Source organism: Acidaminococcus sp. HCP3S3_H5 (genome assembly GCF_052122235.1).
In the GTDB taxonomy this organism is placed as follows: Bacteria; Bacillota; Negativicutes; order Acidaminococcales; family Acidaminococcaceae; genus Acidaminococcus.
In genome coordinates this window covers 91,161-116,903 of sequence record NZ_JBQKCS010000006.1, presented here as the reverse complement: position 1 = coordinate 116,903, position 25,743 = coordinate 91,161, and the positions used below count along the sequence as shown (strand labels likewise).

General features: G+C 57.2%; 27 protein-coding genes. 2 read left to right on the top strand and 25 right to left on the bottom strand.

Annotated elements, in window-relative coordinates; all coding sequences use genetic code 11:
- Window positions 1-77 precede the first annotated feature (77 nt).
- The 21 genes from rplT to ACTQY5_RS08455 all read right to left on the bottom strand — a co-directional run bounded on the left by rplT (window position 78) and on the right by ACTQY5_RS08455 (window position 21,038).
- Window positions 78-431: a 50S ribosomal protein L20 gene (rplT, locus tag ACTQY5_RS08555; RefSeq protein WP_022488381.1), complete on the bottom strand. Its 354-nt coding sequence runs from the start codon at window positions 429-431 to the stop codon at window positions 78-80.
- Window positions 432-477: 46 nt separating this feature from the next.
- Complete coding sequence (gene rpmI / locus ACTQY5_RS08550; protein WP_022488380.1) at window positions 478-675, bottom strand: 50S ribosomal protein L35; 198 nt, start codon at window positions 673-675, stop codon at window positions 478-480.
- A gap of 18 nt (window positions 676-693) precedes the next feature.
- Window positions 694-1,227: a translation initiation factor IF-3 gene (gene infC, locus ACTQY5_RS08545; RefSeq protein WP_154487927.1), complete on the bottom strand. Its 534-nt coding sequence runs from the start codon at window positions 1,225-1,227 to the stop codon at window positions 694-696.
- A 162-nt stretch (window positions 1,228-1,389) separates the two neighbouring features.
- Window positions 1,390-1,896: an energy-coupled thiamine transporter ThiT gene (thiT, locus tag ACTQY5_RS08540; RefSeq protein WP_022488378.1), complete on the bottom strand. Its 507-nt coding sequence runs from the start codon at window positions 1,894-1,896 to the stop codon at window positions 1,390-1,392.
- Entirely contained in the window at window positions 1,893-2,738 is an 846-nt protein-coding gene (locus ACTQY5_RS08535; RefSeq protein ID WP_154487928.1) for a deoxyribonuclease IV, read from the bottom strand. Before ACTQY5_RS08535 ends, thiT begins: the two co-directional genes overlap by 4 nt.
- Before the next feature lie 21 nt (window positions 2,739-2,759).
- Entirely contained in the window at window positions 2,760-4,094 is a 1,335-nt protein-coding gene (locus tag ACTQY5_RS08530) for a sensor histidine kinase (protein WP_022488376.1), read from the bottom strand.
- An 18-nt stretch (window positions 4,095-4,112) separates the two neighbouring features.
- Complete coding sequence (locus ACTQY5_RS08525) at window positions 4,113-5,261, bottom strand: S41 family peptidase (RefSeq protein ID WP_154487930.1); 1,149 nt, start codon at window positions 5,259-5,261, stop codon at window positions 4,113-4,115.
- Between the two features lie 147 nt (window positions 5,262-5,408).
- Window positions 5,409-6,545 (bottom strand): murein hydrolase activator EnvC family protein, encoded by a 1,137-nt coding sequence (locus ACTQY5_RS08520; protein WP_441369072.1) that lies wholly within the window; start codon window positions 6,543-6,545, stop codon window positions 5,409-5,411.
- A gap of 12 nt (window positions 6,546-6,557) precedes the next feature.
- A complete protein-coding gene (gene ftsX / locus ACTQY5_RS08515; protein WP_022488373.1) occupies window positions 6,558-7,445 on the bottom strand; it encodes a permease-like cell division protein FtsX in 888 nt (295 codons plus the stop codon).
- Window positions 7,435-8,121: a cell division ATP-binding protein FtsE gene (gene ftsE / locus ACTQY5_RS08510; protein WP_154487931.1), complete on the bottom strand. Its 687-nt coding sequence runs from the start codon at window positions 8,119-8,121 to the stop codon at window positions 7,435-7,437. Before ftsE ends, ftsX begins: the two co-directional genes overlap by 11 nt.
- 63 nt (window positions 8,122-8,184) lie before the next feature.
- Window positions 8,185-9,273: a polysaccharide pyruvyl transferase CsaB gene (gene csaB / locus ACTQY5_RS08505; RefSeq protein ID WP_022488371.1), complete on the bottom strand. Its 1,089-nt coding sequence runs from the start codon at window positions 9,271-9,273 to the stop codon at window positions 8,185-8,187.
- A complete protein-coding gene (locus tag ACTQY5_RS08500) occupies window positions 9,266-11,365 on the bottom strand; it encodes a DUF5693 family protein (RefSeq protein WP_154487932.1) in 2,100 nt (699 codons plus the stop codon). The genes csaB and ACTQY5_RS08500 overlap by 8 nt, the downstream gene beginning before the upstream one ends.
- A gap of 16 nt (window positions 11,366-11,381) precedes the next feature.
- Window positions 11,382-12,482: a peptide chain release factor 2 gene (gene prfB, locus ACTQY5_RS08495; RefSeq protein WP_022488369.1), complete on the bottom strand. Its 1,101-nt coding sequence runs from the start codon at window positions 12,480-12,482 to the stop codon at window positions 11,382-11,384.
- Between the two features lie 129 nt (window positions 12,483-12,611).
- A complete protein-coding gene (gene secA / locus ACTQY5_RS08490; RefSeq protein ID WP_353844354.1) occupies window positions 12,612-15,083 on the bottom strand; it encodes a preprotein translocase subunit SecA in 2,472 nt (823 codons plus the stop codon).
- Between the two features lie 186 nt (window positions 15,084-15,269).
- Window positions 15,270-15,815: a ribosome hibernation-promoting factor, HPF/YfiA family gene (gene hpf, locus ACTQY5_RS08485; RefSeq protein ID WP_022488367.1), complete on the bottom strand. Its 546-nt coding sequence runs from the start codon at window positions 15,813-15,815 to the stop codon at window positions 15,270-15,272.
- 146 nt (window positions 15,816-15,961) lie between these two features.
- Entirely contained in the window at window positions 15,962-16,681 is a 720-nt protein-coding gene (locus ACTQY5_RS08480; protein WP_441369099.1) for an amino acid ABC transporter ATP-binding protein, read from the bottom strand.
- A gap of 1 nt (window position 16,682) precedes the next feature.
- On the bottom strand, window positions 16,683-17,339 hold the full coding sequence (locus tag ACTQY5_RS08475; RefSeq protein ID WP_441369071.1) for an amino acid ABC transporter permease: 657 nt from the start codon (window positions 17,337-17,339) through the stop codon (window positions 16,683-16,685).
- A gap of 27 nt (window positions 17,340-17,366) precedes the next feature.
- Complete coding sequence (locus ACTQY5_RS08470; RefSeq protein WP_154487935.1) at window positions 17,367-18,146, bottom strand: basic amino acid ABC transporter substrate-binding protein; 780 nt, start codon at window positions 18,144-18,146, stop codon at window positions 17,367-17,369.
- Window positions 18,147-18,382: 236 nt separating this feature from the next.
- Complete coding sequence (locus ACTQY5_RS08465) at window positions 18,383-19,168, bottom strand: basic amino acid ABC transporter substrate-binding protein (RefSeq protein ID WP_154487936.1); 786 nt, start codon at window positions 19,166-19,168, stop codon at window positions 18,383-18,385.
- 66 nt (window positions 19,169-19,234) lie between these two features.
- Window positions 19,235-20,341: a glycosyl hydrolase family 18 protein gene (locus ACTQY5_RS08460; protein WP_441369070.1), complete on the bottom strand. Its 1,107-nt coding sequence runs from the start codon at window positions 20,339-20,341 to the stop codon at window positions 19,235-19,237.
- Between the two features lie 103 nt (window positions 20,342-20,444).
- Window positions 20,445-21,038 (bottom strand): HD domain-containing protein, encoded by a 594-nt coding sequence (locus ACTQY5_RS08455; RefSeq protein WP_154487937.1) that lies wholly within the window; start codon window positions 21,036-21,038, stop codon window positions 20,445-20,447.
- Window positions 21,039-21,087: 49 nt separating this feature from the next.
- Here ACTQY5_RS08455 and ACTQY5_RS08450 point away from each other — a divergent pair, with 49 nt between their 5' ends.
- Complete coding sequence (locus ACTQY5_RS08450; protein WP_154487938.1) at window positions 21,088-21,252, top strand: hypothetical protein; 165 nt, start codon at window positions 21,088-21,090, stop codon at window positions 21,250-21,252.
- Window positions 21,253-21,312: 60 nt separating this feature from the next.
- On the opposite strand, the gene ACTQY5_RS08445 is transcribed toward ACTQY5_RS08450, so the two are convergent.
- On the bottom strand, window positions 21,313-22,332 hold the full coding sequence (locus ACTQY5_RS08445) for a YeiH family protein (protein ID WP_022488359.1): 1,020 nt from the start codon (window positions 22,330-22,332) through the stop codon (window positions 21,313-21,315).
- Window positions 22,333-22,441: 109 nt separating this feature from the next.
- Here ACTQY5_RS08445 and ACTQY5_RS08440 point away from each other — a divergent pair, with 109 nt between their 5' ends.
- The gene (locus ACTQY5_RS08440) at window positions 22,442-23,362 is read left to right on the top strand and encodes a LysR family transcriptional regulator (RefSeq protein ID WP_154487956.1); all 921 of its coding nucleotides are present in this window, start codon (window positions 22,442-22,444) and stop codon (window positions 23,360-23,362) included.
- Here the strand turns inward: ACTQY5_RS08440 and rsmI are convergent.
- The 3 genes from rsmI to ACTQY5_RS08425 are packed head-to-tail and all read right to left on the bottom strand — an operon-like array spanning window position 23,335 to window position 25,737.
- On the bottom strand, window positions 23,335-24,168 hold the full coding sequence (gene rsmI, locus ACTQY5_RS08435; RefSeq protein WP_022488357.1) for a 16S rRNA (cytidine(1402)-2'-O)-methyltransferase: 834 nt from the start codon (window positions 24,166-24,168) through the stop codon (window positions 23,335-23,337). The two genes, ACTQY5_RS08440 and rsmI, sit on opposite strands and share 28 nt — an antisense overlap.
- The gene (locus ACTQY5_RS08430) at window positions 24,158-24,892 is read right to left on the bottom strand and encodes a tRNA1(Val) (adenine(37)-N6)-methyltransferase (RefSeq protein ID WP_154487939.1); all 735 of its coding nucleotides are present in this window, start codon (window positions 24,890-24,892) and stop codon (window positions 24,158-24,160) included. The genes rsmI and ACTQY5_RS08430 overlap by 11 nt, the downstream gene beginning before the upstream one ends.
- Window positions 24,892-25,737 carry a PSP1 domain-containing protein gene (locus ACTQY5_RS08425; RefSeq protein ID WP_022488355.1) on the bottom strand — a complete coding sequence of 282 codons (846 nt, stop codon included), beginning with the start codon at window positions 25,735-25,737 and terminating at the stop codon, window positions 24,892-24,894. The genes ACTQY5_RS08430 and ACTQY5_RS08425 overlap by 1 nt, the downstream gene beginning before the upstream one ends.
- Between the last annotated feature and the right edge of the window lie 6 nt (window positions 25,738-25,743).

Here is a 25,743-nt window from a genome sequence, read left to right as displayed (position 1 = left end):
ATAATTTCATGTATCATTTGTTACAAAAAAAAAAGAAGCTGCCTGCTTGTTACGCAGACAGCTTCCTGATTTCTCTCTTACAGAGCAGCCTTGGCAGTTTCCACCAGTTTGGCGAAAGCAGCGGCATCGTTTACAGCCATGTCGGCCAGGACTTTCCGGTCCAGCACAACGCCGGCTTTGGTCAGGCCGCAGATGAAACGGCTGTAGCTCAGGCCGTTGGCCCGGGTAGCAGCGTTGATCCGGGCGATCCACAGCTGACGGAATTCGCGTTTCTTGGCTCTTCTGTCACGACGGGCATACATCAGGCCCTTCATGACGGTTTCATTGGCTTTTTTGAACAGCTTGCTCTTGGAACCTCTGTAGCCTTTGGCCAGCTTCAGGATATGTTTATGACGTCTATGGGCAGTTACGCCGACTTTAATTCTTGCCATTGTTTATTTCCTCCTTGGAATCTCTGAAATCTCTCAAACAGTGAAATTATGCGTACGGCAGCATCTTGGCTACACGTTCGTGGTCGGTCTTGTGGACCAGACCCGCTTTACGCAGGTTTCTCTTACGGGTAGGAGATTTGTGTTCCAGGATGTGGCTCCGGAAAGCTTTACCACGTTTGAATTCACCGGTAGCGGTGGCTTTGAAGCGTTTAGCAGCAGATCTGCGGGTTTTCATTTTCGGCATGATTGGACATCCTCCTTGTTATTTGGCACTTTTGGGAGCAACGATCATGATCATGTTGCGTCCTTCCAGCTTCGGCTTTCTTTCCACAGTGGCAATCTCCTGCAGTTGGTCAGCCATTCTATTCAGTAATTGTTCACCCAGTTCCGGATGGGTCATTTCCCGGCCCCGGAACATGATGGTAACTTTTACCTTGTCACCGCCCTGTAAGAAGCGGATGGCATTCTTGGTCTTTACTTCGAAATCGTGGTCTTCGATGCGGATCCGGAGTTTGACTTCCTTCACATCGATGATTCTCTGGCGCTTCCGGGCCTCTTTTTCTCTCTTCTGCTGTTCATAGAGATACTTGCCGTAATCCATGATCCGGCAGACCGGGGGTTTGGCCTTGGGAGCGATTTCCACCAGGTCCAGATGCTTTTCTTCGGCCAGGTGCAGGGCATCATGGAGAGACATGATTCCAAACTGTTCCCCGTCCGCAGAATTTACACGAACTTCTCTTGCGCGGATGGCTTCATTGATCCGCAGTTCATCTTTTGCTATGACGTTCACCTCCAATAGGTTAGACAGACAATAAAATAAAAACGGGCGAACCAAAGTCCACCCGTTGCAAATCCGTATCACTGACCCTGTCGAGCGTTGCCGCAAGGTGAGAAGCAGGTGGCCTCTACTTTGGTTACTTGATTATTATACCACAGGGATATTATTTTGCAAGCTTTTTTACATCATCTGCCGGAATTTCTCAATGGGCAGCAGCCGGTAGAGCACCATGCAGATCACCAGATCCGGCAGCAGATAGGAACCGTTGGCCACCAGGGAATAAACTGCCGGGGACATGGTGGCCGGCGCATAGCTGGCAAAGAACACCACCCCGGAAAGGAAATGGAACAGATACCGGACGGCCACCCCCACGGCCATGCCCAGATAGGGCCGCTGAGGGAAGAATCCGCACAGACCCAGGGCCATGAAAGGCAGGGGATAATCCAGCAGCACCTGGACCGGATGGAGGATGTAGGGGTTCAGCAGCAGGTTCAGCAGCCCGTACACGAACCCGGCCATGATTCCCACCCGGGGCCCGTACACAAAGGCTATGAGCATCATGGGCAGCATCCCCCCCAGGGTAATGGTGCCTCCGTAGGGCATCCGGTAAAGGGGCAGCAGGCTCAGCACCAGGGTCAGGGCCAGGAGCAGGCCGCAGACAGTGGCCTGGTGAGTGGTGATCTTCATTGGCCGTCCCTCTCTTCTCTTGCCTGGCGCATCAGGGCGATTTCCGCCTGGTAGCCAGCCAGTTCATTGGGGGTCTCCAGGATAAAGGGCAGGTCCCGGAGGGCCGGATGATTCACCACGTTTTTCAGGGTATCCAGTCCGATGCATCCCAGGCCCAGTTTCTCGTGCCGGTCCTTGTGGGCTCCCAGGGGATTTTTGCTGTCGTTGAGATGGATGGCTTTCAGCCGGTCCAGCCCAAGGGTCCGGTCGAATTCTTCCAGTACTCCGTCCAGATCAGAAGCGATGTCATACCCTCCGTCCCACACATGGCAGGTATCCAGGCACACCCCCACTTTTTCCGGATGGTCCAGCCGGTCGATGATGGCCCGGAGTTCTCCGAAGGTCCGGCCCACTTCCGTCCCCTTCCCGGCCATGGTTTCCAGGAGCAGGGTGGTGGAAAGATCCGGATCCAGCACGGCGTTCAGGCACTGGGCAATGAGAGCGATGCCTGTTTCCGACCCCTGTCCCAGGTGGTTCCCCGGGTGCATGTTGTAATAGTTCCCGGGCACCGCCTCCAGCTTTCTCAAATCATCGGCGATGGTTTCCCGGGCAAAAGTCCGCACATCCTCCTTGGAAGAAGCCGGATTCAGGGTATAGGGAGCGTGGGCCACCAGAGGGATGGTCCGGTTGAGCTCCCAGAGGGCCTGGAATTTTTCCACATCTTTGGGATCGATTTCCTTGGCTTTGCTGCCCCGGGGATTCCGGGTAAAAAAGGCAAAAGTATCCGCTCCGATAGAAAGGGCCGTCTTCCCCATGGCGGCGAATCCTTTGCTGGAGGACAAATGACATCCAATATGAAGCATCCTGTATGTACTTCCTTTCGTTTATTTCACGTGGCTTGCAAAATCAAAGGGCAGTTCGATGATGTACCGCATGCCCCGGCCTTCCGCATTGTCCGCCCGGATCTGTCCCCCCATCAGGGTCACCAGACGCTGGGTCACCACCAGGCCCAGGCCTCCGTGGACTTTGGCGCTGCCCACCTGCCGGGTCAGTTCAAAAGGCAGGAAGGCTTTCTCCACCATTTCCTGGGGCACCTTCATGCCGGCGCAGAGCACGGTGAATTCCATGGCAACTTTTTTGTTCTTCACCAGTTTCTGCCGTACGGCGCAAAGGACTTTCTGTCCCCGGTCCGTAAACAGCAGAGCATGGGTGAGCAGGTTCAGCAGTACCTGTTCCAGCCGTTTTTCGTCCCCGATCAGGTTGGGATACAAGAGAGGTTCCACGGTGCAGTCGTAGGTGATGCCCCGTTTCTCCCCTTCTTTCTGGAACAGCTGGTTCAGTTTGGTCAATGTCTCATCCACATTGAATTCCTCGCTGCGGATTTCCAGGGTGCCGTTTTCGATGTCGGACAGTTCCTTAACGTCTTCGATCATGGTCATGAGATACCGGGCTTCCTGCTGGCTTTCGTCCAGATAATCCTTCCGCCGTCCCGGATCCATTTCCTCCCGGGTGAGGCTGAGATTCCCCATAATATCCCGGAGGGCTTCCCGGGTATCCTGGCTGAACCGGTTGAGGAATTCCGTTTTGGCCTGGGCGGCCTTCCGGGCTTCGTTCATGTCCAGGCTCAGCTGGGCCCGTTTTTCCATTTCTGCAGACCGGCTGTCATCCACATCCCGCTTCAGCAGCAGGCAGCTGCGGCTGTGGATTTTGTCATTCTTGACTCCCTGGAACAGGAAGGCCTTCCAATGGAAAGTACCGTCGGCGCCTTTTTCCCGGGCAATGAATTCCACCGGAGAGCAGGTCTTCATGGCCTTTTCGATGGCCCCTTTGATATAGTCTTCGTTGTATTTCAGGCCGTCGCTGGGATGGAGGGGTCCGATCAGGTCCCCGATTCCCTCAATGTCCCGCTGGTCGATTTTCAGGTCTCCGTCCACGAAATGGTACCGGTAGGCCTTCTGCTTCTTCCAGTCCACATCTTCCAGACTGTCATAGGTATCACAGAGATGGGCGATCATCCGGCCGATCCGGTAGCGGATCTTCCGTTCCCGGCGCACCTGGTGGGTGCGGAACCGGTAGGCGATCAGCAGCAGGACCAGAAGGCCCAGCAGGACTTCCGCCCCGGTTTTCAGCATGGGTGCGGTGGGAAGAGTTCCCGCGGCACCGGTGAGGAAATTTTTCCAAACGGCGATCTGACTGGTCAGGGTATTGATGATTTCCATAATCCACGCTCCTTGCCCTTACTGTTGGAGCTGCTGACGGAGATAGGCTTCCGCCACCTGCAGCTGGTTGCTTCCTTCTTCATTGGCGGCTTCCACCACCTGGTCCGGCTCGATGCCCACCTTGTCGATGCTCCGGCCGCTGGGGGTATAATACCGGGCCACGGTCAGCTTCACGGCGGTTTTGTTGCTCAGGAGGAAAATATTCTGGACCACACCCTTGCCATAGGTCTTCACCCCGAAGATTTTCCCGGATCCGGTATCCTGGATGGCGCCGGAGACGATTTCCGCCGCGCTGGCGGTGCCATGGTTCACCAGTACCGCCAGGGGGAAGTCCACTTTTTCCAACGAAGAGGATTCGGTCTGGGTGTTCCCGTCCTTGTCCGTAACGGACACGATGGGACCTTTGGGCACCAGGTACCGGGCTACTTCCACACCGCTTTCCAGAAGGCCTCCCGGGTTGTCCCGCAGGTCCAGTACCAGGGCCTTCATCCCCTTGTCCCGGAGATCCTGGAGGCTGGCACCGAAGTCTTTGCCTGTATCCTCGTTGAAATTGGTCACCCGGATATACCCGATGCCGTTTTCATCCATCCGGCTGTACACGCTTTTCAGCTTGATGTCGCTGCGGGTAACGGTTACATCCCGGGGTTCCTCCTCTCCCCGTTTCAGGGTCAGGGTCACCTGGGATCCGTCCTGCCCCCGGATCTTTTTCACCACCTGGTTCAGAGTCTGGCCGGACAGGTCTTCTCCGTCGATTTTCAGCAGGATGTCCCCGGCTTTGATGCCGGCCTTGTAGGCAGGGGTGTCCTCAATGGGAGCCACCACCACGAACTGGCTGTCCTTTTTCTGGCCCATGACCATGCCCACCCCGCCGAAATGGCCTTCGGTCATGGTGGACAGGGCCTGGAAGTCCTGGTTGTCCAGGTAGGTGGAATAGGGATCGTTCAGGACCCCCACCATGCCTTTGAGCGCCCCGTCATAAATGGCTTTCCGATCGGTTTCCCCTACATAATGTTCCTGGATCAGGTGCATGGTCCGGACGATCTGGAAAAGGGCTCCCGGGTCTCCGATCCAGTTTTTCATCAGATAATAGGTCCCGCCGCTGAACACACCCAGGGACAGGAAGAATACCCCCAGCATCTGGGGGGCTGTATAGCGTTTTTTGAACATAGTTTGCCTCTGTGGGATGCTGCCCGGCAGCATCCCTGTCACTGGTCACTGGTCAATTGTCACTGGCCGCTGGAAGGCAAACGCCGGGCATTTGCCACCGAATGCAGAAATTTTCTCTGCTCTTTACTCTTTTCTCTGCACTCCTGCTTACGGCAGATACTGCAGGGGGCTGACCACTTCTCCGTGGATACGGACTTCGAAATGACAGTGGGGTCCGGTGGAATTGCCGGTGCTGCCGGCCAGGGCGATGGTCTGCCCTTTGCTCACCTGTTCCCCTTCTCCCACGGTAATGGAAGAATTGTGGCCGTACAGGGTCACCATGCCCCCGCCGTGGTCGATCATCACCGCATTGCCGTAGCCGCCCATCCAGCCAGCGTACACCACGGTACCGCTGTCCGCAGCATGGACCGGATCCCCGTAGTCGGCTCCGATATCCAGCCCTGCATGGAAGATCTGGGTCCCCCAGATGGGATGGACCCGCCAGCCGAAGGGAGAGGTGATCTCCCCGTTCACCGGCCAGGCCAACTGGCCGGTGCCCCCTGCCTGGGGCATCATCCGGCCTTCCTGTTCCATCCGCTGAATCATAGCGGTGATTTCCTGGCTGTTCCGCTGGAGTTCTTCATATTCCGCATCCAGCTGGGCTTTTTCCGCCAGAGCCTGTTCATACAGTTTCTGCCGTTCCACCGTCTTCTGTGCCACGATCTGCTGTTCCTTCTGGCCTTCCGCATGGGCAGCTGCCAGCTGGCTCTTGATGTCGTCCAGTTCCGCCTTTTTCGCCAGCAGTTCCTCCCGCTGAGTCTCCAGCCGGTCGATCAGGTTGAAATCCCGGCGGACCACCCGCTGGAGCAGGTACATCCGGGAAGAGAAATCCCGGAAATCCGCCGCTCCCAGCAGCACATCCAGATAGTTCACCTGGCCGTTTTCGTAAATGTCCCGGAGCCGTTTTTTGTACACCGCCCGGCTTTTGTCATATTCCTTCTGTTTGGCTGCCAGGGCCGCCTCGTTCTGACGGATCTTGATTTCCAGAGCCTGCTGCCGGGCCTCGATGGCCGCCAGCTTCCGCTTGGCTTCCGCCAGTTCTTCCTGGGTCAGGATCAGCTGCTCCATGGCATTGCCGATTTCTTTTTTCTTTTCTTCCAGCTGGGCGTCCTTTTCCCCCATCTGCTGCTGGATCTCGTCCAGCTGAGCCCGCTTCTCCTCAATGGTTTCCGCCCAGGAAACGGAAGCGGACAGCTGGGTCCCCAGCAAAAGGAGGGCGGCAGCAAGGGCTGCTTGTTTCTTCATCCCCACCGCCTCCTACACATCCAGGAACTTCCGCAGGGAGATGCTGCTGCCCAGAGCCCCGATCAGGGTCCCCACACAGACCAGTCCCCCGCAGAGCCAGCCCATGGTGGGCCAGCTGGGCAGCATGGGGAAGAAGGCCAGGGTCCCGTAGATCTTGGCCTGGATGGCATTGTACCCTTTGTACAGGGCTGCCGAAGCGATCACCGCCCCCACAAAGCCCATGATCATCCCCTCCAGCAGAAAGGGCCAGCGGATGAACCAGTCAGTGGCCCCCACATATTTCATGATGTTCACTTCCCGGCGCCGGGCAAACACGGTGATCCGGATGGTGTTGGAGATAATGAACAGGGTGGCAATGGCCAGAAGCACGATCAGCAGCACCCCGCCGATCCGGAGCACCCGGGTCAGCTGGAACAGATGTTCCACCACTTCCTGGCCGAACTTGGCGGTTTCCACCCCGGGCATCTGCTGGAACTGGGGCACCAGCTGGGGAATCCGTTCCGGATTGTCCACCTGGATCTCAAAGGAGGCCGGGAAGGGATTGTCCTCTCCCAGGGCCGCCAGCAGCTTCTGCTGTTCTCCCAGACGGCTCTTGAAATCCGCCAGGGCCTGCTCCTTGGTCCGGGGCGTCACCTTCACGATCCCGGGGGTGCTCCGGAGCACTTTTTCCATCTGCTTCAGCTGGTCGGCGGAAGCGCTGTCTTCCATATAGATAGTGACCTGGACCTGGTTCTCCAGATGTCTGGCCAGGTTGTTCACATTGAGCACCATGGTGAGGAACATCCCCAGCACCAGGATGGACAGGGCCACGGTGCTGATGGAGGCGATGCTCATCAGGGAATTCCGCTTCAGAGAGGTAAAGGTCTCCTTGATGTAATACCATTTTGTACTAAACTTCATACCCGTAAACTCCTTTGCGGTCATCCCGGACCAGCCGCCCGTTTTCCAGGGCGATGACCCGTTTCTGCATATAATCCACCATGGTCTTGTCGTGGGTGGCCATCAGGATGGTGGTGCCCCGGCTGTTGATCTGGGTGAAGATTTCCATGATTTCCTTGCTGGTTTCCGGGTCCAGGTTGCCAGTGGGTTCATCAGCGATCACCAAGAGAGGGTCGTTGACAATGGCCCGGGCAATGGCCACCCGCTGCTGTTCGCCCCCGCTCATCTCTCCCGGATAGTTGTCCCCCCGGCCCTTCAGGCCCACCAGTTCCAGCACTTCATTGACCCGCTGCCGGATCTTGTGGCTGGGGGCCTCGATCACCTGCATGGCAAAGGCCACGTTTTCATAGGCGGTCCGGTCGTTGAGCAGCCGGAAGTCCTGGAAGACGATGCCCAGCTGCCGCCGGAGATAGGGAATGTCCCCCCGCTTCAGTTTCATCACATCCACTCCGTCCACCAGGATCTGCCCGGAAGTGGGTTCGATTTCCCGGGAGATCAGCCGGATGAAGGTAGATTTGCCGGCCCCGCTGGGGCCCACCAGGAACACGAACTCTCCCGGTTTGATATGTACGTTGATATCCTCCAGGGCTACCGCCCCGCCAGGATAGACCTTGCCTGCATGACGCATTTCCAGCATGGGATTCCTCCTGTATTTTCATAGGTTGGAAAACCCGGTCCAAAAAAGGCCCGTGGACATCTGTCACCGGGCCAAAAGGGCCAGGGCCCTTCCAATATTGGCTCTGGCTTCTTCCCGGAGGGCACGGATCTGTTCCCGTCCCTGCCGGCCGTCAGAGTTCCAGAGTTTTTCGGCCATGGCCGTCAGTTCTTCCGCCGTCACCTGGCCGATGGTATCCACCACCGTCCCCTTCATGCCATCCACGAACCGGTCCACCTTGGGGTCATAGGAAATGGCCATAAAGGGAACGTCGTTGATGGCGGCAAACACCAGGGCGTGGAGCCGCATGCCAATCAGCAGATGGAGACAGCTGATTAGGTCCTGGTATCCCTGGGTGGAACATTTCTGGTCCAGGATGAACACATCCCGGCGGTTTTCCATAGCCTCCGCCACCTGATTGGACAGTTCCCCGTCCGCCGGAAACTGGAGGGGCACAAAGACAATCTGGGCCTGGAACCGCTTTTTCAGTTCATCCGCCGCCCGGGCAAATTCCCGTACGAACCGTTTTTCTCCCTTCCAGTGCCGGAGGGCAAAGCCCACCAGAGGCCGGGAAGGATCCACCCCCAGTTTTTCCAGGAGCCGGAGGCCCTCCTGTTTCCGGCCTTCCGGAAGGGAGAACACCGCATCGCTGGTCACATGGATGGCGGCAGGATCAAAGCCCATGGATTTCAGATCATCCAGGGACCCGTCGTCCCGGACGGTGATCAGATCCGCCTGCCGGCACACCAGCCGGGTAAGACGGCGGCTGAACCAGCCCCGGATGGGGCCGATGCCCTGGGCAAACAGCATGATTTTCTTCCCCATGACCGCCGCCAGGGCAATCAGGGAAAGATAATAGTAGAGGCTCAGCCGGCTGGTCACGTTCTGGAGCAGGCTGCCGCCTCCGGAAAGGAGCAGATCCGTCCCGGCCATGGCCCGGCAGATTCCAGGCAGGTCGAACCGATGGACCGCCTTCACCGGATGGAGCCGGGCGGTGACTTCCGGATTCCCGGAGATCACCGTCAGCTCCACCTGGGGATCCTGCTGTTTCAGGCTGGTTACAATGGCCGTGAGCATGGCCTCGTCTCCGGCATTGGAAAACCCGTAATAGCCGGAAATCAGGATCTTACCCAAAGGGATTCCTCCTCTTTGCACAGAACGCTGCCACATGGGGATACGCCAGGGCGAAGATGGCAAGGGCAATAAGCCCGGCCACCAGCCCCACTCCGTATCCGTCCAGGGCCCGTACATAACTCATGAGAATGGGCGAACGCATGTGGGCAAAGGTCTGGACGGCACTGCCCTGGCCGATGGCGGCCCCGGTGACGCACAGTCCGTAGAACCAGGTGGGCAGCTTTTTCCAGGCAGCCCAGGCGGCCAGGAAAAAGGCCGGATGGCCGATCATGAATTCCTTTTCCCGGGGCCGGGCCCACATGGTCTCTTCCAGGAAGAACCGGAGCTTCTGCTCAATGGCAGGCACCGGCACCCCGGCCGTATGGCCGCTGCGGCCGATGAACACCCAGGCCACAAAGGCGAAGATGCCCAGGATGCACAGGGCCTTCAGGTTCAGAGGCTGGTTCAGGAAGCCCAGCACCCGGCGGAAAGGCTTCCGCCAGTCTTCTCCCTGCTGCCACAGACCATGGGTCCGGAGGAACAGCAGGCAGGTCAGGACCACCGGCAGCATGAAGGTGGCCTTTACCCCCCGGTAGATATCCATTTCCAGCAGGAACCGGGTATCGCTGAGTATGCCTCCCACCATGGACGCCCCGATCAGGGACAGGACGATGGTTTCAAACAGATGGACACAAGTCCGGAGAGCCAAAGCCCCCAGGCTGCCCCGGGATCCGTTTTTCCGCCAGATCCCCATCATCCGGTGCATGCTCAGCACCGGGAAGATCACCGCAGCCCCAAAGGCCACGCCCTGACGGGCCAGGAGCCCCAGGGGTCCGGCAAAAAGGCCGGCAGTCACCAGCACCCCGAAAATGCCCGTGGCTTTGACATAATGCTTTTCAGGGAGTACCCCCAAAAGCAGGAAATACAGGCACCAGGCGGCGGCCAGGGAGAAGGCCATGGGAATGTACCACAGCCGGCTGGGCTGGTATACCTTGTAAATATCCGCCGGCCCCGTGGCAAAGCCCTTGCTGGCCACATCCCTGGTCACCCGGTCCACATAGTCCAGGTTGGTCTGGAGCAGGGTCTTGTTGTCCCGGGGAGTCAGGAAGGTCTTGATGTAGTTCACCCGGATGTTCCGTTCCTCATCCGCCAGGGACCAGCGGCGGAAGGCATCGAACACCTGCATTTTCCGCTGTTCCGCATCGGCGATCACATAGGTCCGGGCCACCTGATAGTTGGCCAGTCTGGCCAGTTCGGTCATCCCTTCCAGTTTTACGAACTGGAGCTGGGTGACCCCTTCCACCATACCCATGGTAATGTGCCGCTGGAGCAGGTTTTTGGCCACCAGAGGCAGGTACTTGTTGTTCCCCAGCATCTGTTTGCCGCTGCCGATGATCAGGCTCACTTTGGCCCCGCTGTCATCCAGCCGGCGGAAGAAGGCGTTGATCTGTTCCTCTTCGCTGGCGGCGGCTGCGGTATACCGTTCACAGTAGTTGGTGGGACGGATGGCCACCATGAAGCCGTTCTTCGTCACATCCTGGAGCTCATCGGTGGACGGCCCCAGGTCCATTTCCCGGACGCCCCGTTCGTCCCCGGCAATGGGGTTCTTGCTGATGATGGTATCCCCGTCGAACCGGAGGATCAGGGGAGAGGCATTCAGTTCCACGATCCGTTCTTTCCCGAACCGGAGCCGGATGTCCTCTTCTGCTTCCTTCAGGGCCCGTTCACTGGTCCCGGCGGAAATGTACAGGGCATCCACCATAAAGTCCGGATTGTCCACAATGGCCTGCCATTCCGGACGAAGCTGCTGGACCCGGGCCAGTTCCAGGAGCTGGGCCCCGGTGAGCACATTCACGGACCCTTTCTGGGCCAGTTTGTCCAGGCTGGTGTCGAACACTGTCAGGGTGGTCACCCCCCGGTCCCGGAACTCCTTGAACACCTGCTCCTTGGGAACTCCTTCCTCCTGGGCCATGCGCACCAGGCTGTTGTATTCCATGACCGTTTCAATGGTTTTGTTGGCCCGTTCCACCTGGATCCGCTGCCAGTTCAGGCACAGGGAAGCGGCCAGTCCCAGGCCCACCAGAGCCAGGAACAGTTTCTGATAGGTTTTCATGGTGTCAGACCACCTCTCAGTGTTTCAGGCTGCGGAGATAGGCTTCCACAAACAGGTCCAGATCCCCGTCCATCACCGCCTGGATGTTGCCGGTTTCCGCTCCCGTCCGATGGTCCTTCACCATGGTGTAGGGCTGGAACACATAGGACCGGATCTGGCTGCCCCATTCGATGGCCTGGTAATCCCCGGCGATTTCGCTAATCTTTTTGTCCTGGATGGCCTTTTCATATTCATACAGTTTGGCACGGAGCAGGGCCAGGCAGCGTTCCTTGTTCTGGAGCTGGCTCCGTTCGTTCTGGCACTGGACCACGATCCCGGTGGGAAGGTGGGTCATCCGGACAGCGGAAGAAGTCTTGTTGACGTGCTGTCCGCCGGCACCGCTGGCCCGGTAGTAGTCCACCCGCACATCGTCCATGTTCAGGTTCACTTCCACGGTTTCGTCCAGTTCGGGCATTACATCCACTGCGGCAAAAGAGGTGTGCCGCCGGGCGTTGGCATCGAAGGGAGAGATCCGCACCAGACGGTGGACCCCCTTCTCGCTTTTCAGGAACCCGTAGGCATTGTGTCCCTGGATGGTAAGGGTGGCGCTTTTCACCCCGGCTTCTTCCCCGGGGAGTACATCCAGCAGTTCCACGGAGAATCCCTTCCGTTCCGCATACCGGGTGTACATCCGCAGCAGCATGTTGGTCCAGTCCTGGGCTTCGGTGCCGCCGGCCCCGGCATGGAGGGTCAGGATGGCGTTGTTGGCGTCATACTGGTCGCTGAGGAGCATGCCCAGTTCCAAGTCCGCCAGGGTCTTCCGGGCGGTTTCCACTTCGCTTTCGATTTCACTCTGGAGGCTGTCGTCCTTTTCCTCCATGGCCATTTCCCAGAGGGTCTCCACGTCTTCCAACTTCTGGTTCAGCCCGTGGTAGGTCTCCACTTCGCTTTTCAGGTTGTTGGCTTCCTGGGCCACGGTCTGAGCCTTGTCCGGATCATCCCAGAACCCGGGCGCCGCCATCTGGTGTTCCAGGTCTTCGATCCGCTCTTCCTTCTGGGCAATCTTCAGACCGCCCTTCAGTTCTTCCAGTTTATCTTTCAATTGGGTGATTGCCGGTTTCAGTTCTTCCAGTAACAAGATTTTCCAGCCCTTTCTTTTCGTAATGGTAAAATGGGAAAAACGAAGCCGGGTTTCCCCAGCTCCGTTTGGTGCATCCGTTTTTGTCTCCCCCAGCGGGGATTCGGGGAATGCTGTCCCCGGGCGCTCTTACTGCCGGGGAGCCCCTGCCGGCTTTCCTTCCCCGTGGATTTCCGCAGGAGTCTGAGCACCTTCCGCCGTACCGTCCACATTGGGGTTATTCACGGAAGCGTTGGACAGGTGGTCTTCCACCGTAGGCTGGGTCACCACGTTCACCCGGTACATGTACCGGACCACATCGTCCACAATGGCTTCCTTCATGCCTTCGAACATGTCGTAGGCTTCAAATTTGTATTCCACCAGAGGATCCCGCTGGCCGTAGGCCCGGAGCCCGATTCCTTCCCGGAGGGCATCCATGGCATCCAGGTGTTCCATCCAGTGGGTATCCACCACCTTCAGCATCACCAGGTTTTCCAGTTCCCGCATAATGGGAGCGGTGATGGCGGTTTCCCGTTCGTCGTAGTAATCGTGGGCCACCTTGTGGAGATGTTCCTCCAGTTCTTCCCGGCTCATGTTGGCCAGTTCGTCAGCCTTCAGGCTGCCCTGAGGTGCATAGAATTCCTCTGCGTATTTGATCAGGGAAGGAATGTCCCAGTCCTCGCTGTAGGCTTCTTTGGGAGCGTACATATCCATGGTCCGGTCCACAATGTGGTCCGCCATGCCCAGGACCGTTTCCTTCAGATCGGCCTTTTCCAGGATCTTCCGGCGCTGGTCGTAGATGACTTCCCGCTGTTCGTTCATCACATCGTCATATTCCAGCACGTGTTTCCGGATGTCGAAGTTCCGGCTTTCCACTTTCTTCTGGGCGTTTTCGATGGACCGGGTCACCAGCTTGTGTTCGATAGGTTCGTCTTCGTCCATCCCCAGCTTGTCCATGATCCCGGAAATGTTGTCAGAACCGAACAGCCGCATCAGGTCGTCTTCCAGAGACAGGTAGAAACGGGTGGAACCCGGATCCCCCTGACGGGCGCAGCGGCCCCGGAGCTGATTGTCGATCCGGCGGGATTCGTGCCGTTCCGTACCGATGATGTGGAGACCGCCCAGTTCGGCCACCCCTTCGCCCAGGGTGATATCCGTACCACGGCCGGCCATGTTGGTGGCAATGGTCACGGCCCCCATCTGGCCGGCATCTGCCACGATCTCCGCTTCTTTTTCATGATACTTGGCGTTCAGCACATTGTGCTGGATGCCCTTTTTCTTCAGCATGGCGGACAGTTCCTCGCTCTGGGCGATGGAAGTGGTCCCCACCAGCACCGGCCGGCCTACGGAATGGAGTTCCTCAATGGCCTTCACCACAGCCCGGTACTTGGCTTTCTTGGTTTTGTAGATCACATCCGGGTAGTCGATCCGGATATTGGGTTTGTTGGTGGGCACCACGTAGACGCTGAGCCCGTAAATCTTCTGGAATTCCTGTTCTTCCGTCTTGGCGGTGCCGGTCATGCCGGACAGCTTGTCGTACATCCGGAAGTAGTTCTGGAAGGTGATGGTGGCCAGGGTCTGGCTTTCCCGTTCCACCTTCACATGTTCCTTGGCTTCGATGGCCTGGTGCAGCCCTTCGGAATACCGGCGGCCGTACATGAGCCGGCCGGTAAATTCATCCACGATGATGACTTCCCCGTCCTTCACCACATAGTCCCGGTCCCGGATCATCAGGGCCTTGGCCTTCAGGGCTTCCATCAGCTGATGGGACAGATCCGTGCCGTTTTCCGGGTCGTACATGTTCTTTACGCCCAGGAGTTTTTCCGCCTTGGCGATACCGGCTTCGGTAGGAGCCACGGTCTTGAGCTTTTCATCTACGGTGTAGTCTTCTTTTTCCTTGAAGTTCTTCACCACATCCGCCATGATGTTGTACAGATCCGTGGATTTTTCCCCGGGACCGGAAATGATCAGAGGCGTACGGGCTTCATCGATGAGGATGGAGTCCACTTCGTCCACGATGGCATAATGGAGGGGCCGCTGGACCATCTGATCCAGGGACACCACCATATTGTCCCGGAGGTAGTCGAACCCGAATTCGTTGTTGGTGCCGTAGGTGATATCCGCTGCATAGGCTGCCTTCCGGGCGGGGAAATCCATGTCGTGGACAATCAGCCCCACGCTCATCCCCAGGAACCGGTACACCCGGCCCATGTCTTCACTGTCCCGGCGGGCCAGGTAGTCGTTGACGGTGACCACATGGACCCCTTTGCCTTCCAGGGCGTTCAGGTAAGCCGGCAGGGTGGCCACCAGGGTCTTCCCTTCACCGGTACGCATTTCGGCGATGTTCCCCCGGTGGAGGATGCAGCCCCCGATCAGCTGCACATCGAAATGACGCAGCCCCAGTACCCGACGGGAGGCTTCCCGGACCACGGCAAAAGCTTCCGGCAGCAGGTCATCCAGGGTTTCTCCTTTGGTGAGCCGCAGCCGGAATTCCTGGGTCTTGGCACAGAGGCGGGCATCGCTGAGCCCGGCCATTTCCGGTTCCAGCGCATTGATTTTATCCACATAGCCCTGGCAGACCTTCAATTCTTTCTTATTGGGGTCACCAAAGACCAGTTTCATCAGGTTTTCCAGCAAGTATATCACTCCTCAGTTCTTGTAAGCGCTCCAGGCGCAAATTACCACTATGAATCCATTTTTTAATTGTAGCAAATGCGTATATGAAAGTCAAAAAGAGTCGGGGCAAACGCCCCGGCTCTTTGTAAAAATTTCTTGAATTTACGGGATAACCCGGTTTTCGGAAAAGGTTCAGGCCATTTCCGGATTAATCAGGCCGTAATCCCCGCTTCTTCTCCGGTATACAATGGCGATTTTTTCCGTTTCCGCATTGAAGAAAATGAAGAAATCGTGGTTCAGCATGTTCATCTGCATAATGGCTTCCTGGACACCCATGGGCCGCATGGCGTAATTCTTGGTACGGGCTACCTTGAATTCCCCGGTTTCTTCCGGTACATCTTCACTGTCTTCTGGCAGCGGAGCCGGTGCCGCATCCTTGAAGTTGCTGTATTTCCGTTTCATCAGGCGGGTCTTGTATTTATGGATCTGCCGTTCGATTTTTTCCACGCACTGGTCAATAGATGCATACATATTTTCAGAAGTTTCCTGGGCCCGCAGTACGATGCCGCTGGCAGGAACCGTGATTTCAACGATATGTTTGCCTTTTTCCACCCGCATTACCGCGGTGATCTCACCTACCGTCTTGAACTGTTTGGTAATGGTCTGCACGCGTTTTTCCACGTAATCTTTTAATGCTTGGGTGACCTCGATGTTTTTACCACGAACTTTTACTGCCATAATAACTACCTCCTCACCAATGGGACATTTCCCATCGTTGTTATTATACATATTCTACAACTCTTCGAAAATCCCTGCAAAGGAAAATAAAAAAATGTAAATTTTTTTGATAAAAAGAGGCTGCCGCACAGGCAGCAGCCCCTCTCTTACAGGATTTTGGACAGGAAATTCCGGGCCCGTTCGTTTTTGGGATGGGCGAAGAATTCGGTAGGATCTCCCTGTTCCAGGATCTTCCCGCCGTCCAGGAACAGGATCCGGTCTCCCACTTCCCGGGCAAAGCCCATTTCGTGGGTCACCACCACCATGGTCATCCCTTCCTGGGCCAGGTTCTTCATAACATCCAGTACTTCGTTGATCATTTCCGGGTCCAGGGCGGAAGTGGGCTCGTCAAAGAGCATGGCCTTGGGCTTCATGCACAGGGCCCGGGCAATGGCCACCCGCTGCTGCTGGCCCCCGGACAGGCTGCCTGGATAGGCATCGGCCTTGTTCAGCAGGCCCACCTTGTCCAGGTACAGCTTGGCCTTTTCCACCGCTTCTTCCTTCTTTTCGTGGCGGACGATCATGGGAGCCAGGATCAGGTTGTCCATCACCGTCATATGAGGGAACAGGTTGAACCGCTGGAACACCATCCCCACTTCTTTCCGCACTTCGTTGATGTTGGCTTCCCCGTTGAGGGGGATTCCGGCAAAGGTAATGGAGCCGGCCGTAGGCACTTCCAGGTAGTTCAGGCACCGGAGGAAGGTACTTTTCCCGCCGCCGCTGGGGCCGATGACCACCACCACTTCCTGTTCGGCAATGGTCACATCGATGCCCTTGAGCACCTCGTTGTCCCCATAGCTTTTCCGGAGGCCCTCCACTTTAATCATTTCACTGTTCATCTTTCTTGTACCGCCTTTCCAGGACGCTTACCAAACGGGCCACCGCAAATGTCATAATGAGATAAATGATGGCCACGCTGAGCCAGATTTCAAAAGAGGCATAGGTCCGGGCAATGATCAGCTGGCCCCGGCGGGTCAGTTCTTCGAACCCGATGACGGACACCAGGGAGGAGTCCTTCAGCATGGCGATGAATTCGTTGCCCAGAGGCGGGATGATCCGCTTGAAGGCCTGGGGCAGGATAATGTGGCGCATGGTCTGCCACCAGGTCATGCCCAGGCTCCGGCCGGCTTCCATCTGTCCCTTGTCGATGGATTCGATGCCGCCCCGGAAGATTTCCGCCACATAGGCCCCGGAGTTGATGGAGCAGGCGGAAATGGCAGCCACATAGGCATCCACCCGGTGATGGATTAGGGCCGGCAGGGCAAAGTACACCAGAAAGATCTGGACCAGCAGGGGGGTGCCCCGGAGAAAGGTCACATAGATATCGCCTAAAATGCGCAGGGCCCTGATGCCGCAGAGACGGATCAGGGACACCACTACGCCGATGAAGAGCCCCAGGCCCACACTGGCCGCTGTGATTTCTACAGTAATGCCTGCCCCGGCAAGCAGCAGGGGCAGGGATTCCTTCATGATTTCAAAATTCATGCATTCTCTTCCTTTTCCAGAAACCGCTTATTGAGCGGCTTTGGCATCTTTGCCGAACCATTTGGTGTAGATCTTGTCATATTCACCGTTTTTCTTCAGTTCAGCCAAAGCCTTGTTGAAGTCGGCAGCCAGTTTGCTGTCCTTCTTGAAGGCAAAGCCGTAGGATTCCGCATCCATGGTATCCCCTACGATCTTGTCCTTGTCCTTGCCTTCCTTGGTCAGGTAGTACTGGGCCACAGGCTTGTCGATGATCACCGCGTCAACCCCTTTGTTTTCCAGTTCCAGGAAGACTTCCGCATTGGTGTTGAAGGAAGTCACTTTGGCGCCGGGAACCTTGGCGGCCTTGTCAGCACCAGTGGTGCCGATCTGTACGGCGATCTTCTTCCCTTCCAGGTCTTTGATGCTCTTCACATCGTTGTTGTCCTTGGTCACTACCACTACCAGACCGGAAGTGTAGTAGGGATCAGAGAAGGTCACGGCCTTTTTCCGTTCGTCGGTGATGCTCATGCCTGCGGCCACCGCATCGATGTTGCCGGAGTTCAGGGCCGGGATCAGGGCATCGAAGCCCATGTTCTGGATTTCCACTTTTTTGCCCAGCTGTTTGCCGATGGCCCGGGCCAGGTCCATATCGAATCCGGCGAATTCCTTGGAATCTTTTTCCTGGAATTCGAAAGGAGCAAAGGTGGGTTCGGTCCCTACTTTGATCACTTTCTGGTCATTGGCAGCCTGTTTGGTATCGCTTCCGCAGCCGGCCACGGCCAGCATCAGAGCAGCCAGTACGCACATTACAGCAGAGATTTTTTTCATAATCTTCCCTCCATCTTCATAATGTAATCATTATACAGCGTTGCGTATGTTTATACAACCGGTTTTCGAGAAAAAGGGGCTGCCGCATACGCAGCAGCCCCGTCACCAGCCTCTAGTCACTAGTCTCTGGCTTTTGGAAATCAATTGTACCAATTGATTTTGAATTTGTTTTTCAATGCCAGCAGAGCTGGCTTCCCCCGGCCATTGACAATTGACCACTGACCATTGACAATCTCTTATTCCGCCTTGAACCACTTGTCGTAAATCTTCTGGTATTCTCCGTCTTTCTTCAGTTCAGCCAGGGCTTTGTTCAGCTTGTCGCAGAGTTCTTTGTTTTTCTTGGCAGTGGCGATGCCGTAGAAGTCGCCTTTCTTGGGGGTCCCCACGCTCTTGGCGTACTGGCTGCCCCCCTGTTTCAGGAAGTACTGGAGCACCGGCAGATCGCTGATCACCGCATCGGCGCCGCCGTTTTTCAGTTCCAGGCAGGCCAGGTCGGAGGAATCGAAGGTCTTGACCTTGGCTCCTTCAATGGTTTCCGCATATTTGGCCCCGGTGGTGCCCAGCTGGACGGCAATGGTCTTGCCCTTCAGATCATCCAGACCCTTGATGGCATCGTTATCCTTTTTCACCACGGCCATCAGACCGGATTCATAGTAGGGATCGGTGAAGTTCACTTTCTGTTTCCGGGCATCGGTGATGCTCATGCCAGTGATGGAAACGTCGATGTTCCCGGATTCCAGGGACGGGATCAGTCCGTCAAAGGCGATGCTCTTGATGGTCACCTTTTCATAACCGGCTTTTTTGGCCAGAGCATTGATCAGGTCGATGTCGAAGCCCTGGACCTTGCCGTCCTTCTTGTCGGTAAATTCAAAAGGAGCAAAGGAAGGGTTGGTCCCCACCACCAGTTCCTTTTTGTCAGTGGCTTTTTTGTCGGCGGTGCCGGAGCCCCCGCCGCATCCTGCTGCGGCCACGCACAGCATCAGCCCGGCCAGGATTCCAGCAAGCATCTTCATTTTCTTCATAAATATTCCTCCTCATTTGGCCCATATACTGGCTATTTCGTTATTTGATGGATAAATTATACATCTTTATTTATTTTTATTCAACAAGAAATTCGCATCCGCCAGAATTTCCCACACTTCCGGCTCTTCCAGACCTTTCCTCCAGTAGGCGCTGCCGGCCAGGTTGTACCGGCTGATCAGGGCGTTCTTCAGGGCCAGGCTCCGGGCATCTTCCTGCCATACCCGATGGAGCACCCCCTGTTCCCGGTATTCAAAATAATACTGGGCTTCCTCGCTGCGCCAGGCAGGCACCAGGCCCTTTTCAGCGATCAGCTTCCGGGCTCCGGGCATAGAAAGGGTTTTGGCGCTGACCATTCCGTTTTCTTCTTTCCAGTCCCGCATGTAGAGAGGCATCCCCAGCACCAGTTTTTCCGCCGGCACTTCTTCCAGGGTCTTCCGGATTCCCCGTTCCACCCAGGGCAGGCTGGCTACAGAGCCGGCTACTTTGGACAGCCGGTGGTGTTCATCGTAGGCCATGAGCATTACATAGTCCACCTGTTCGCTGAGGGCCTTCCGGTCATAGCACCGGGACCAGTTCCCGTTGTCAGAAGGCACGGTCACGTCTATGGATACCGTGTACCCTTCCTGGCGGAGGGGCCCTGCGATTTCTCCCACAAAGGCGGTGAGCCGGTCGCTGTCTTCTGCCCGGATGTTCTCGAAATCCAGGTTGATGCCGTCCAGCTGGTACTTTCGGGCCAGGGCCAGGAGCCCTTCTGCTGCATTTTTCCGGCCGGCCGGATTGTCCAAAAGCCCGTGGGTCAGGTCCGGGTCGAACCCGTTGGTAATAAGGGCCCACACCCGGTATCCCTTGGCATGGGCCTGGGGCGCATAGTCCAGGGAGGCGTTCTTTTCTTCCATATTCCCATCCGTATCCCGGATCACGAACCAGCTGGGAGAAAGGACGGTGATCCCGGGAAGCTTCTTCTCCCTGGCCAGGGTGGAAGGCTTTTCTCCCGGAGCCTGCCAGTCCCACACCAGCCCCACTGGCCCTTCCACCTTCCGGGGACGGTAAGGTTCCTGGACCGGGGGATTTTTCCCCTTCTCCGGTCCCGCCGGTTCTGGAGTCCGGGCACAGGCGGTGCCCGTAAGGGTCATCAGGCAAAGGCAGAAAATACAGATCCATCGTTTGTCCACACGATCTCCTCCTCACTGTTTTGTGGGGCATCGGATCAGCGTCCCCACGGTACCCAAGGTACCGTTTGATTGCCGCCAGCCCCCTCTTCACTCTTCCCTGCTGTTACGGCTTCAGGTTCCCCTTCTCCACATTCCTGTCAATGATGGCCTGGACGGCCTGGGCGATTTTTTCGCTGCCTTCGTGGGTCCGGGCATTCCGTTTTTCCACCTGCTGCCGGCCCACCTGGTGGAGCCGCCAGTCTTTTCCGTTGTTGGCGTCATTGAGAAGGATGGGCTGGAAATTGTCCAGGGCATGGGCATACCGGGCTTCCGGGGTGTCTCCCCGGTCGAATTCCTCAAACAGGTCCCGGAATTCCCGGGCCTGGTCTTCCGGCAGCAGTCCGAAAATCCGGTCCGCCGCCTTTTCCTCCCGTTCCCGCTGGGTCTTCACCGCATCCGGGTCGTAGGCATAGGTGTCCCCGGCATCGATTTCCACCACATCGTGGAGAAGGATCATCAAAAGGGTCCGGGCCAGGTCAAAAGGTTCGTTGGCGTATTCCTTCAATAAACAGGCCATCACCCCCATATGCCAGGCATGTTCCGCATCGTTTTCCTGCCGCCGGTATCCGGTCAGATGGGTCTGCCGGAGAATGATCTTTTCCTTGTCCAGCTCCAGGATGAACCGGAGCTGTTTGGCAAAACGTGAATCGTCATTCATACTGTTTCCATTCCTCCCTTGCAAATGGTGCTTTAAAATTTATTATATCATGGAAAAGAAGACAGGCACCCGAATTATGGTAACCCTGCCCACTCACGCCGCTCAGGCGGATTCCATCGGCTATTCCTTTGTAAAAACCGCCGAAGACATGGAACGACTCCAGCAGGAACTGCACCAGCGAGTTCAAGGGGTTGAAAAGAGCAAAAAAGTATAGAAATGGAGGCCAGACGCGGCAGCGTTTGGCCTCTGACAATACGGGATTCCCTGCGTCCTCTCACCACAATCCCAGCACTTGTTGCAGAGCCAGGCTCACCACAGTGATGCCAATCCAGCAGCATCCTCCCAGAAGAATGGGTTTGCCGCCAGTGCGGATCAGTTTCACAAGGTTACTGTTCAGCCCTATGGCAGCCATGGCCATAACGATGAGAAACTTGCTCAGGGTCTTCATGGGGGCAAACAGGGTGGCTGAAATGCCCATTTGGAGGGCCAGGGTGGTGACCAGGGACGCCAGGATAAAATACAGCACAAACACGGGAACAGCCTGGGCCAAACGGAACTTTTTCCCGGCCGCCGCTTCTTTCTTCCCGTAATACAGGGACAGGCCCAGAGTAATGGGGATAATGGCCAGGGTCCGGGTAAGCTTCACCGTCACAGCCTTGTCCAGGGTAGCGGTCCCCAGGTTCCACATGCTGTCCCAGGTGGCTGCGGCCGCAGTTACAGAGGAAGTGTCATTCACCGCCGTGCCTGCAAAGATCCCGAACCCTTCCCCGCTGGTGGTGCTGAATCCCAGTGCCGACCCCAGGAGGGGGAACAGGATGGCCGCCAGTACGTTGAAGAAGAAGATGACGGAAATGGCCTGGGCCACTTCTTCATCATCCGCATGGATGGCCGGAGCCGCGGCGGCAATGGCGGATCCCCCGCAGATGGAAGACCCCACCCCCACCAGAGTGGAGATTTTCGTGGGGATGTCCATAAGCCGGTGGAGTCCATAGGCCAGCACCAGGGAGGTGGTAATGGTAGCCAGGATAATGGGCAGGGACTGTTTCCCCGTAGCCGCCACCACATGGAGATCCAGCCCGAATCCCAGGAACACCACTGCCGACTGGAGGATGATTTTGCTGGTCCACTGGATACCCGGAGCCGCCGCCCCTTTCTCCTTCCAGAACAGGGTAATGACCATCCCCAGGAGAATGGCAATCACCGGTCCTCCCACCACCGGGAAATGCTGCCCCAGCAGCCAGGACGGCAGGGCAATGGCCAGACAGGCCAGGATTCCTTTTCCTCTTTTTTCCATCAGTAACTTCCTCCTTCACTTCAAAGCATCTTGTTGTATTATAGATGCTCTATTTAAAAAGCGGAAATTATGGTTTATAATGAACCCATAAAATACCCTTATGGAGGAACTGATGGATACCCAGCTGCGCACTTTTTTGACGGTCTGTGAAACCATGAACTTCACCCAGGCGGCCCGGAAACTGTTCCTGACCCAGCCGGCGGTTTCCCAGCACATCCACACCCTGGAAAAGAAATACGGGCTGCCTCTTTTTGCCCACCGGGGCCGGAACCTGGAACTGACCCCTGCCGGAAAGACCCTGGCCGCCTACGCCCGACTGCTCCAGACCGATGAGGCCCTGCTGGTCCGGAAGATGGAAGCCTGTCAGCAGGGTGTCCGCCGTCTCACCTTCGGGGTGACCCTTACCATCGGGGAATACGGCATTGCCCGGCCGGCAGCCCAGTATCTGAAGGCCCATCCGGAGGTGGAACTGACCCTGATTTTCGGGAATACCCGGGAACTGCTCCAGCAGCTGGACCGGGGGACGTTGGATTTTGCCCTGGTGGAAGGGTACTATCCTCCGGAATCCTATGACCACCTGCTGTTCCGGCTGGAACCGTTCGTCCCGGTATGCGCCGCCCGGCACCAGTTTGCCCGGGAGCCCCAGCTGTGCCGGGATCTTCTGCCGGAACGGCTGCTGGTCCGGGAACCTGGTTCCGGGACCCGGAACATCCTGGAACGGAACCTGGCCCTCCAGGGCATTACCCTGGACCAGTTCGCCCACCGGGCCCAGGTGGGAAACATGCACGCCCTGATCCAGCTGCTGGAAGAGGACTGCGGCATCACTTTCCTGTACCGGATTGCCGTAGAAAAAGAGGCAGCCGCCGGTCGGGTCCGGCTGCTGCCTCTGAAAGATTTTTCCATGGTCCACCCTTTTGATTTCATCTGGCCCAAAGACAGCCTCTTCGCTCCGGAAATCCGGGTCATCTGTCAGGAACTGATGGAATCCAAAGGGAATTCTCCCTATTCTTCTTTGACCAGACGGTTGTAAAGCTCCCGTTTGGGCACTTTGTAAGCCTTGGCCACCTGGGCCAGGGCTTCTTTTTTGTCCGTACCCCGGGCCATCAGGTCTTTCACTGCCTCCAGCGGGTCCCCCTGGGGCTCTTGTTTTTCCATTTTTCCCTGTTCCACCACCAGGACGAATTCTCCCCGGGGAGGATTTTCCAGCAGATGCTGGCGGCAGGTGGAAATGGTCCCCCGGAAGAACTCTTCGTGGAGCTTGGTAAGTTCCCGTCCCAGGGTCATTTTCCGGTCTCCCCACACTTCCTCCATATCCTGGAGCACGTCCAGGATCCGGTGAGGGGCTTCATACAGTACCAGGGTAGCCGGGATATGCTTCCATTCCTCCAGCTTTTCCTTCCGGTTTTTCCGGCTTTTGGGCAGGAAGGCCCCAAAAAAGAAGGGAGTGCTGGGGAGACCGGAAGCCACCAGGGCCGTGAGACAGGCATTGGCTCCCGGCACCGGAACCACCGGGATCCCGGCAGCAATGGCCTGCTGGGCAATCATCTCTCCCGGGTCCGATATCCCCGGAAATCCGGCGTCAGTGACCAGGGCGATGTTTTTCCCTGCCTCCAGGGCTTCCAGCAGCACCGGCCCCTGTTTTTCCTTGTTGTGTTCATGGTAGCTGATCAGCTGGCCGTGGATTCCGAAATGGGTCAGCAGCTGCCGGGTATGCCGGGTATCTTCCGCGGCGATCAGATCCGCCTCCTGGAGCACCCGCACCGCCCGGGGAGTCATGTCTTCCAGGTTCCCGATGGGAGTGGCGCATAGGTACAGGTTCCCTTTATTATTTTCCATGGGTTTCGTCCCCTTTCAATGCATAATAGGCCAGTGTTTCCCGGCTGTAGGAGCCGTCCGGATCGTACATGCACAACGGGGGCAGCACTTCCAGTCCGGGCTTTCCCCCTTTGACGAATTCCGCCAGGAAGATCCAGGCCGGCCGGTCCACATAGGCATGGACCCACTGGAGCCGTTTCAGTTCCAGCTGGTACCGGATCCCCAGCTTCACCGCATCGGTGAACCGTTCCGGCAGCTGGACCAGAGCGAACCGGCCCCGGGTCTTCAGAGACCAGGCGGCGGCCGCAAAAAAATCCTCCAGGGTGGTGCCTGTTTCATGACAGGCGGCCTGACCCACCTGACGCCGCCGTCCCCCGATCCGGTAGGGCGGATTGGCCGCCACCAGGTCCAGGGCATCGCAGGGCAGCTGGGTCCGGTATTCCCGCAAATCGCACACCCGGCCCTCCACCCGATGTTCCAGATGGTTTTCCCGGATGCTCCGCTGGAACAGATCCACCACATGGGGATTCACATCCACCCCCAGCACCTTTTCCGCTCCCCGGTTGGCCAGAAGCAGGCTCACCGCTCCGGTGCCGCAGCCCAGTTCCAGGGCCTTGGCCTTCCGGACCAAGTGGGGAAAAGCGGCCAGGAACACCGCATCCGTGGTAAAGCAGAATTCCCGGCTGTCCTGCCAGATCCGGGTGGTCCCGTCCGGCAGGCAGTCCAGCCGTTCCGTATTTTCCATTACTTCTCCGCCCGGGAGGATTCCACGATCTCATCCCAGGAGACCACCACCCGGTTCCCCGGGGACAGTTCCACCGTCACGGTCTGTTCCCGGCGGCTGATGGTCATGACCATCCCTTCCCCGCTGGGGGTCACCACTTTCATCCCGGGACGGGGCACCATGGGCCGGGGTTCCTTTTTCTTTTCCCGTTTCTTGCAGCAGTTGCCGCAGTACATGTCGCTTTCATATTTCAGGCAGCACAGGAGCCGGCCGCAGATCCCGGAGATCTTGGTGGGATTCAGGGACAGGTTCTGTTCTTTGGCCATTTTGATGGACACCGGCTCAAAATCCCCCAGGAAGGTGGAGCAGCACAAAGGACGGCCGCAGCAGCCGATGCCTCCCAGCATCTTGGCTTCGTCCCGGACCCCGATCTGCCGCAGCTCAATCCGGGTGCGGAACACTGCCGCCAGATCCTTCACCAGTTCCCGGAAATCGATCCGGCCGTCGGCGGTGAAATAGAAGATGATCTTGCCCACATCAAAAGTGTATTCCACGTTGACCAGACGCATTTCCAGCTTCCGGGCAGCGATTTTTTTCTCACAGATCACAAAGGCTTCTTTTTCTTTCCGGTGGTTTTCCGCCACTTTCCGGGCGTCGGCTTCCGTAGCCTTCCGAATCACCGTTTTCAGAGGAGAGACGATCTTGCTGTCCTCCACTTCCTGCCGGGGAATCACCACTTCCCCGTATTCAATGCCCCGGGAGGTTTCCACAATGGCATGGTCTCCCTTTGCCAGGTCGTAGTTCCCCGGGGAAAAATAATAGATCTTCCCGGCCCGTTTGAACCGGATTCCAACGATGGTTACCATTTTTTC

Bases quoted from the DNA above. Each gene is read 5' to 3' on its own strand.
- secA (WP_353844354.1), bottom strand. From the start codon at position 15,083: ATGAAACTGGTCTTTGGTGACCCCAATAAGAAAGAATTGAAGGTCTGC.
- ACTQY5_RS08520 (WP_441369072.1), bottom strand. From the start codon at position 6,545: ATGAAGAAACAAGCAGCCCTTGCTGCCGCCCTCCTTTTGCTGGGGACC.
- ACTQY5_RS08475 (WP_441369071.1), bottom strand. From the start codon at position 17,339: ATGAATTTTGAAATCATGAAGGAATCCCTGCCCCTGCTGCTTGCCGGG.
- rpmI (WP_022488380.1), bottom strand. From the start codon at position 675: ATGCCGAAAATGAAAACCCGCAGATCTGCTGCTAAACGCTTCAAAGCC.
- ftsX (WP_022488373.1), bottom strand. From the start codon at position 7,445: ATGAAGTTTAGTACAAAATGGTATTACATCAAGGAGACCTTTACCTCT.
- ACTQY5_RS08455 (WP_154487937.1), bottom strand. From the start codon at position 21,038: ATGAATGACGATTCACGTTTTGCCAAACAGCTCCGGTTCATCCTGGAG.
- rsmI (WP_022488357.1), bottom strand. From the start codon at position 24,168: ATGGAAAATAATAAAGGGAACCTGTACCTATGCGCCACTCCCATCGGG.
- ACTQY5_RS08525 (WP_154487930.1), bottom strand. From the start codon at position 5,261: ATGTTCAAAAAACGCTATACAGCCCCCCAGATGCTGGGGGTATTCTTC.
- ACTQY5_RS08425 (WP_022488355.1), bottom strand. From the start codon at position 25,737: ATGGTAACCATCGTTGGAATCCGGTTCAAACGGGCCGGGAAGATCTAT.
- rplT (WP_022488381.1), bottom strand. From the start codon at position 431: ATGGCAAGAATTAAAGTCGGCGTAACTGCCCATAGACGTCATAAACAT.
- ACTQY5_RS08480 (WP_441369099.1), bottom strand. From the start codon at position 16,681: ATGATTAAAGTGGAGGGCCTCCGGAAAAGCTATGGGGACAACGAGGTG.
- ftsE (WP_154487931.1), bottom strand. From the start codon at position 8,121: ATGCTGGAAATGCGTCATGCAGGCAAGGTCTATCCTGGCGGGGCGGTA.
- ACTQY5_RS08530 (WP_022488376.1), bottom strand. From the start codon at position 4,094: ATGGAAATCATCAATACCCTGACCAGTCAGATCGCCGTTTGGAAAAAT.
- thiT (WP_022488378.1), bottom strand. From the start codon at position 1,896: ATGAAGATCACCACTCACCAGGCCACTGTCTGCGGCCTGCTCCTGGCC.
- ACTQY5_RS08535 (WP_154487928.1), bottom strand. From the start codon at position 2,738: ATGCTTCATATTGGATGTCATTTGTCCTCCAGCAAAGGATTCGCCGCC.
- ACTQY5_RS08445 (WP_022488359.1), bottom strand. From the start codon at position 22,332: ATGGAAAAAAGAGGAAAAGGAATCCTGGCCTGTCTGGCCATTGCCCTG.
- ACTQY5_RS08470 (WP_154487935.1), bottom strand. From the start codon at position 18,146: ATGAAAAAAATCTCTGCTGTAATGTGCGTACTGGCTGCTCTGATGCTG.
- ACTQY5_RS08450 (WP_154487938.1), top strand. From the start codon at position 21,088: ATGGAAAAGAAGACAGGCACCCGAATTATGGTAACCCTGCCCACTCAC.
- ACTQY5_RS08430 (WP_154487939.1), bottom strand. From the start codon at position 24,892: ATGGAAAATACGGAACGGCTGGACTGCCTGCCGGACGGGACCACCCGG.
- ACTQY5_RS08465 (WP_154487936.1), bottom strand. From the start codon at position 19,168: ATGAAGAAAATGAAGATGCTTGCTGGAATCCTGGCCGGGCTGATGCTG.
- hpf (WP_022488367.1), bottom strand. From the start codon at position 15,815: ATGGCAGTAAAAGTTCGTGGTAAAAACATCGAGGTCACCCAAGCATTA.
- ACTQY5_RS08500 (WP_154487932.1), bottom strand. From the start codon at position 11,365: ATGAAAACCTATCAGAAACTGTTCCTGGCTCTGGTGGGCCTGGGACTG.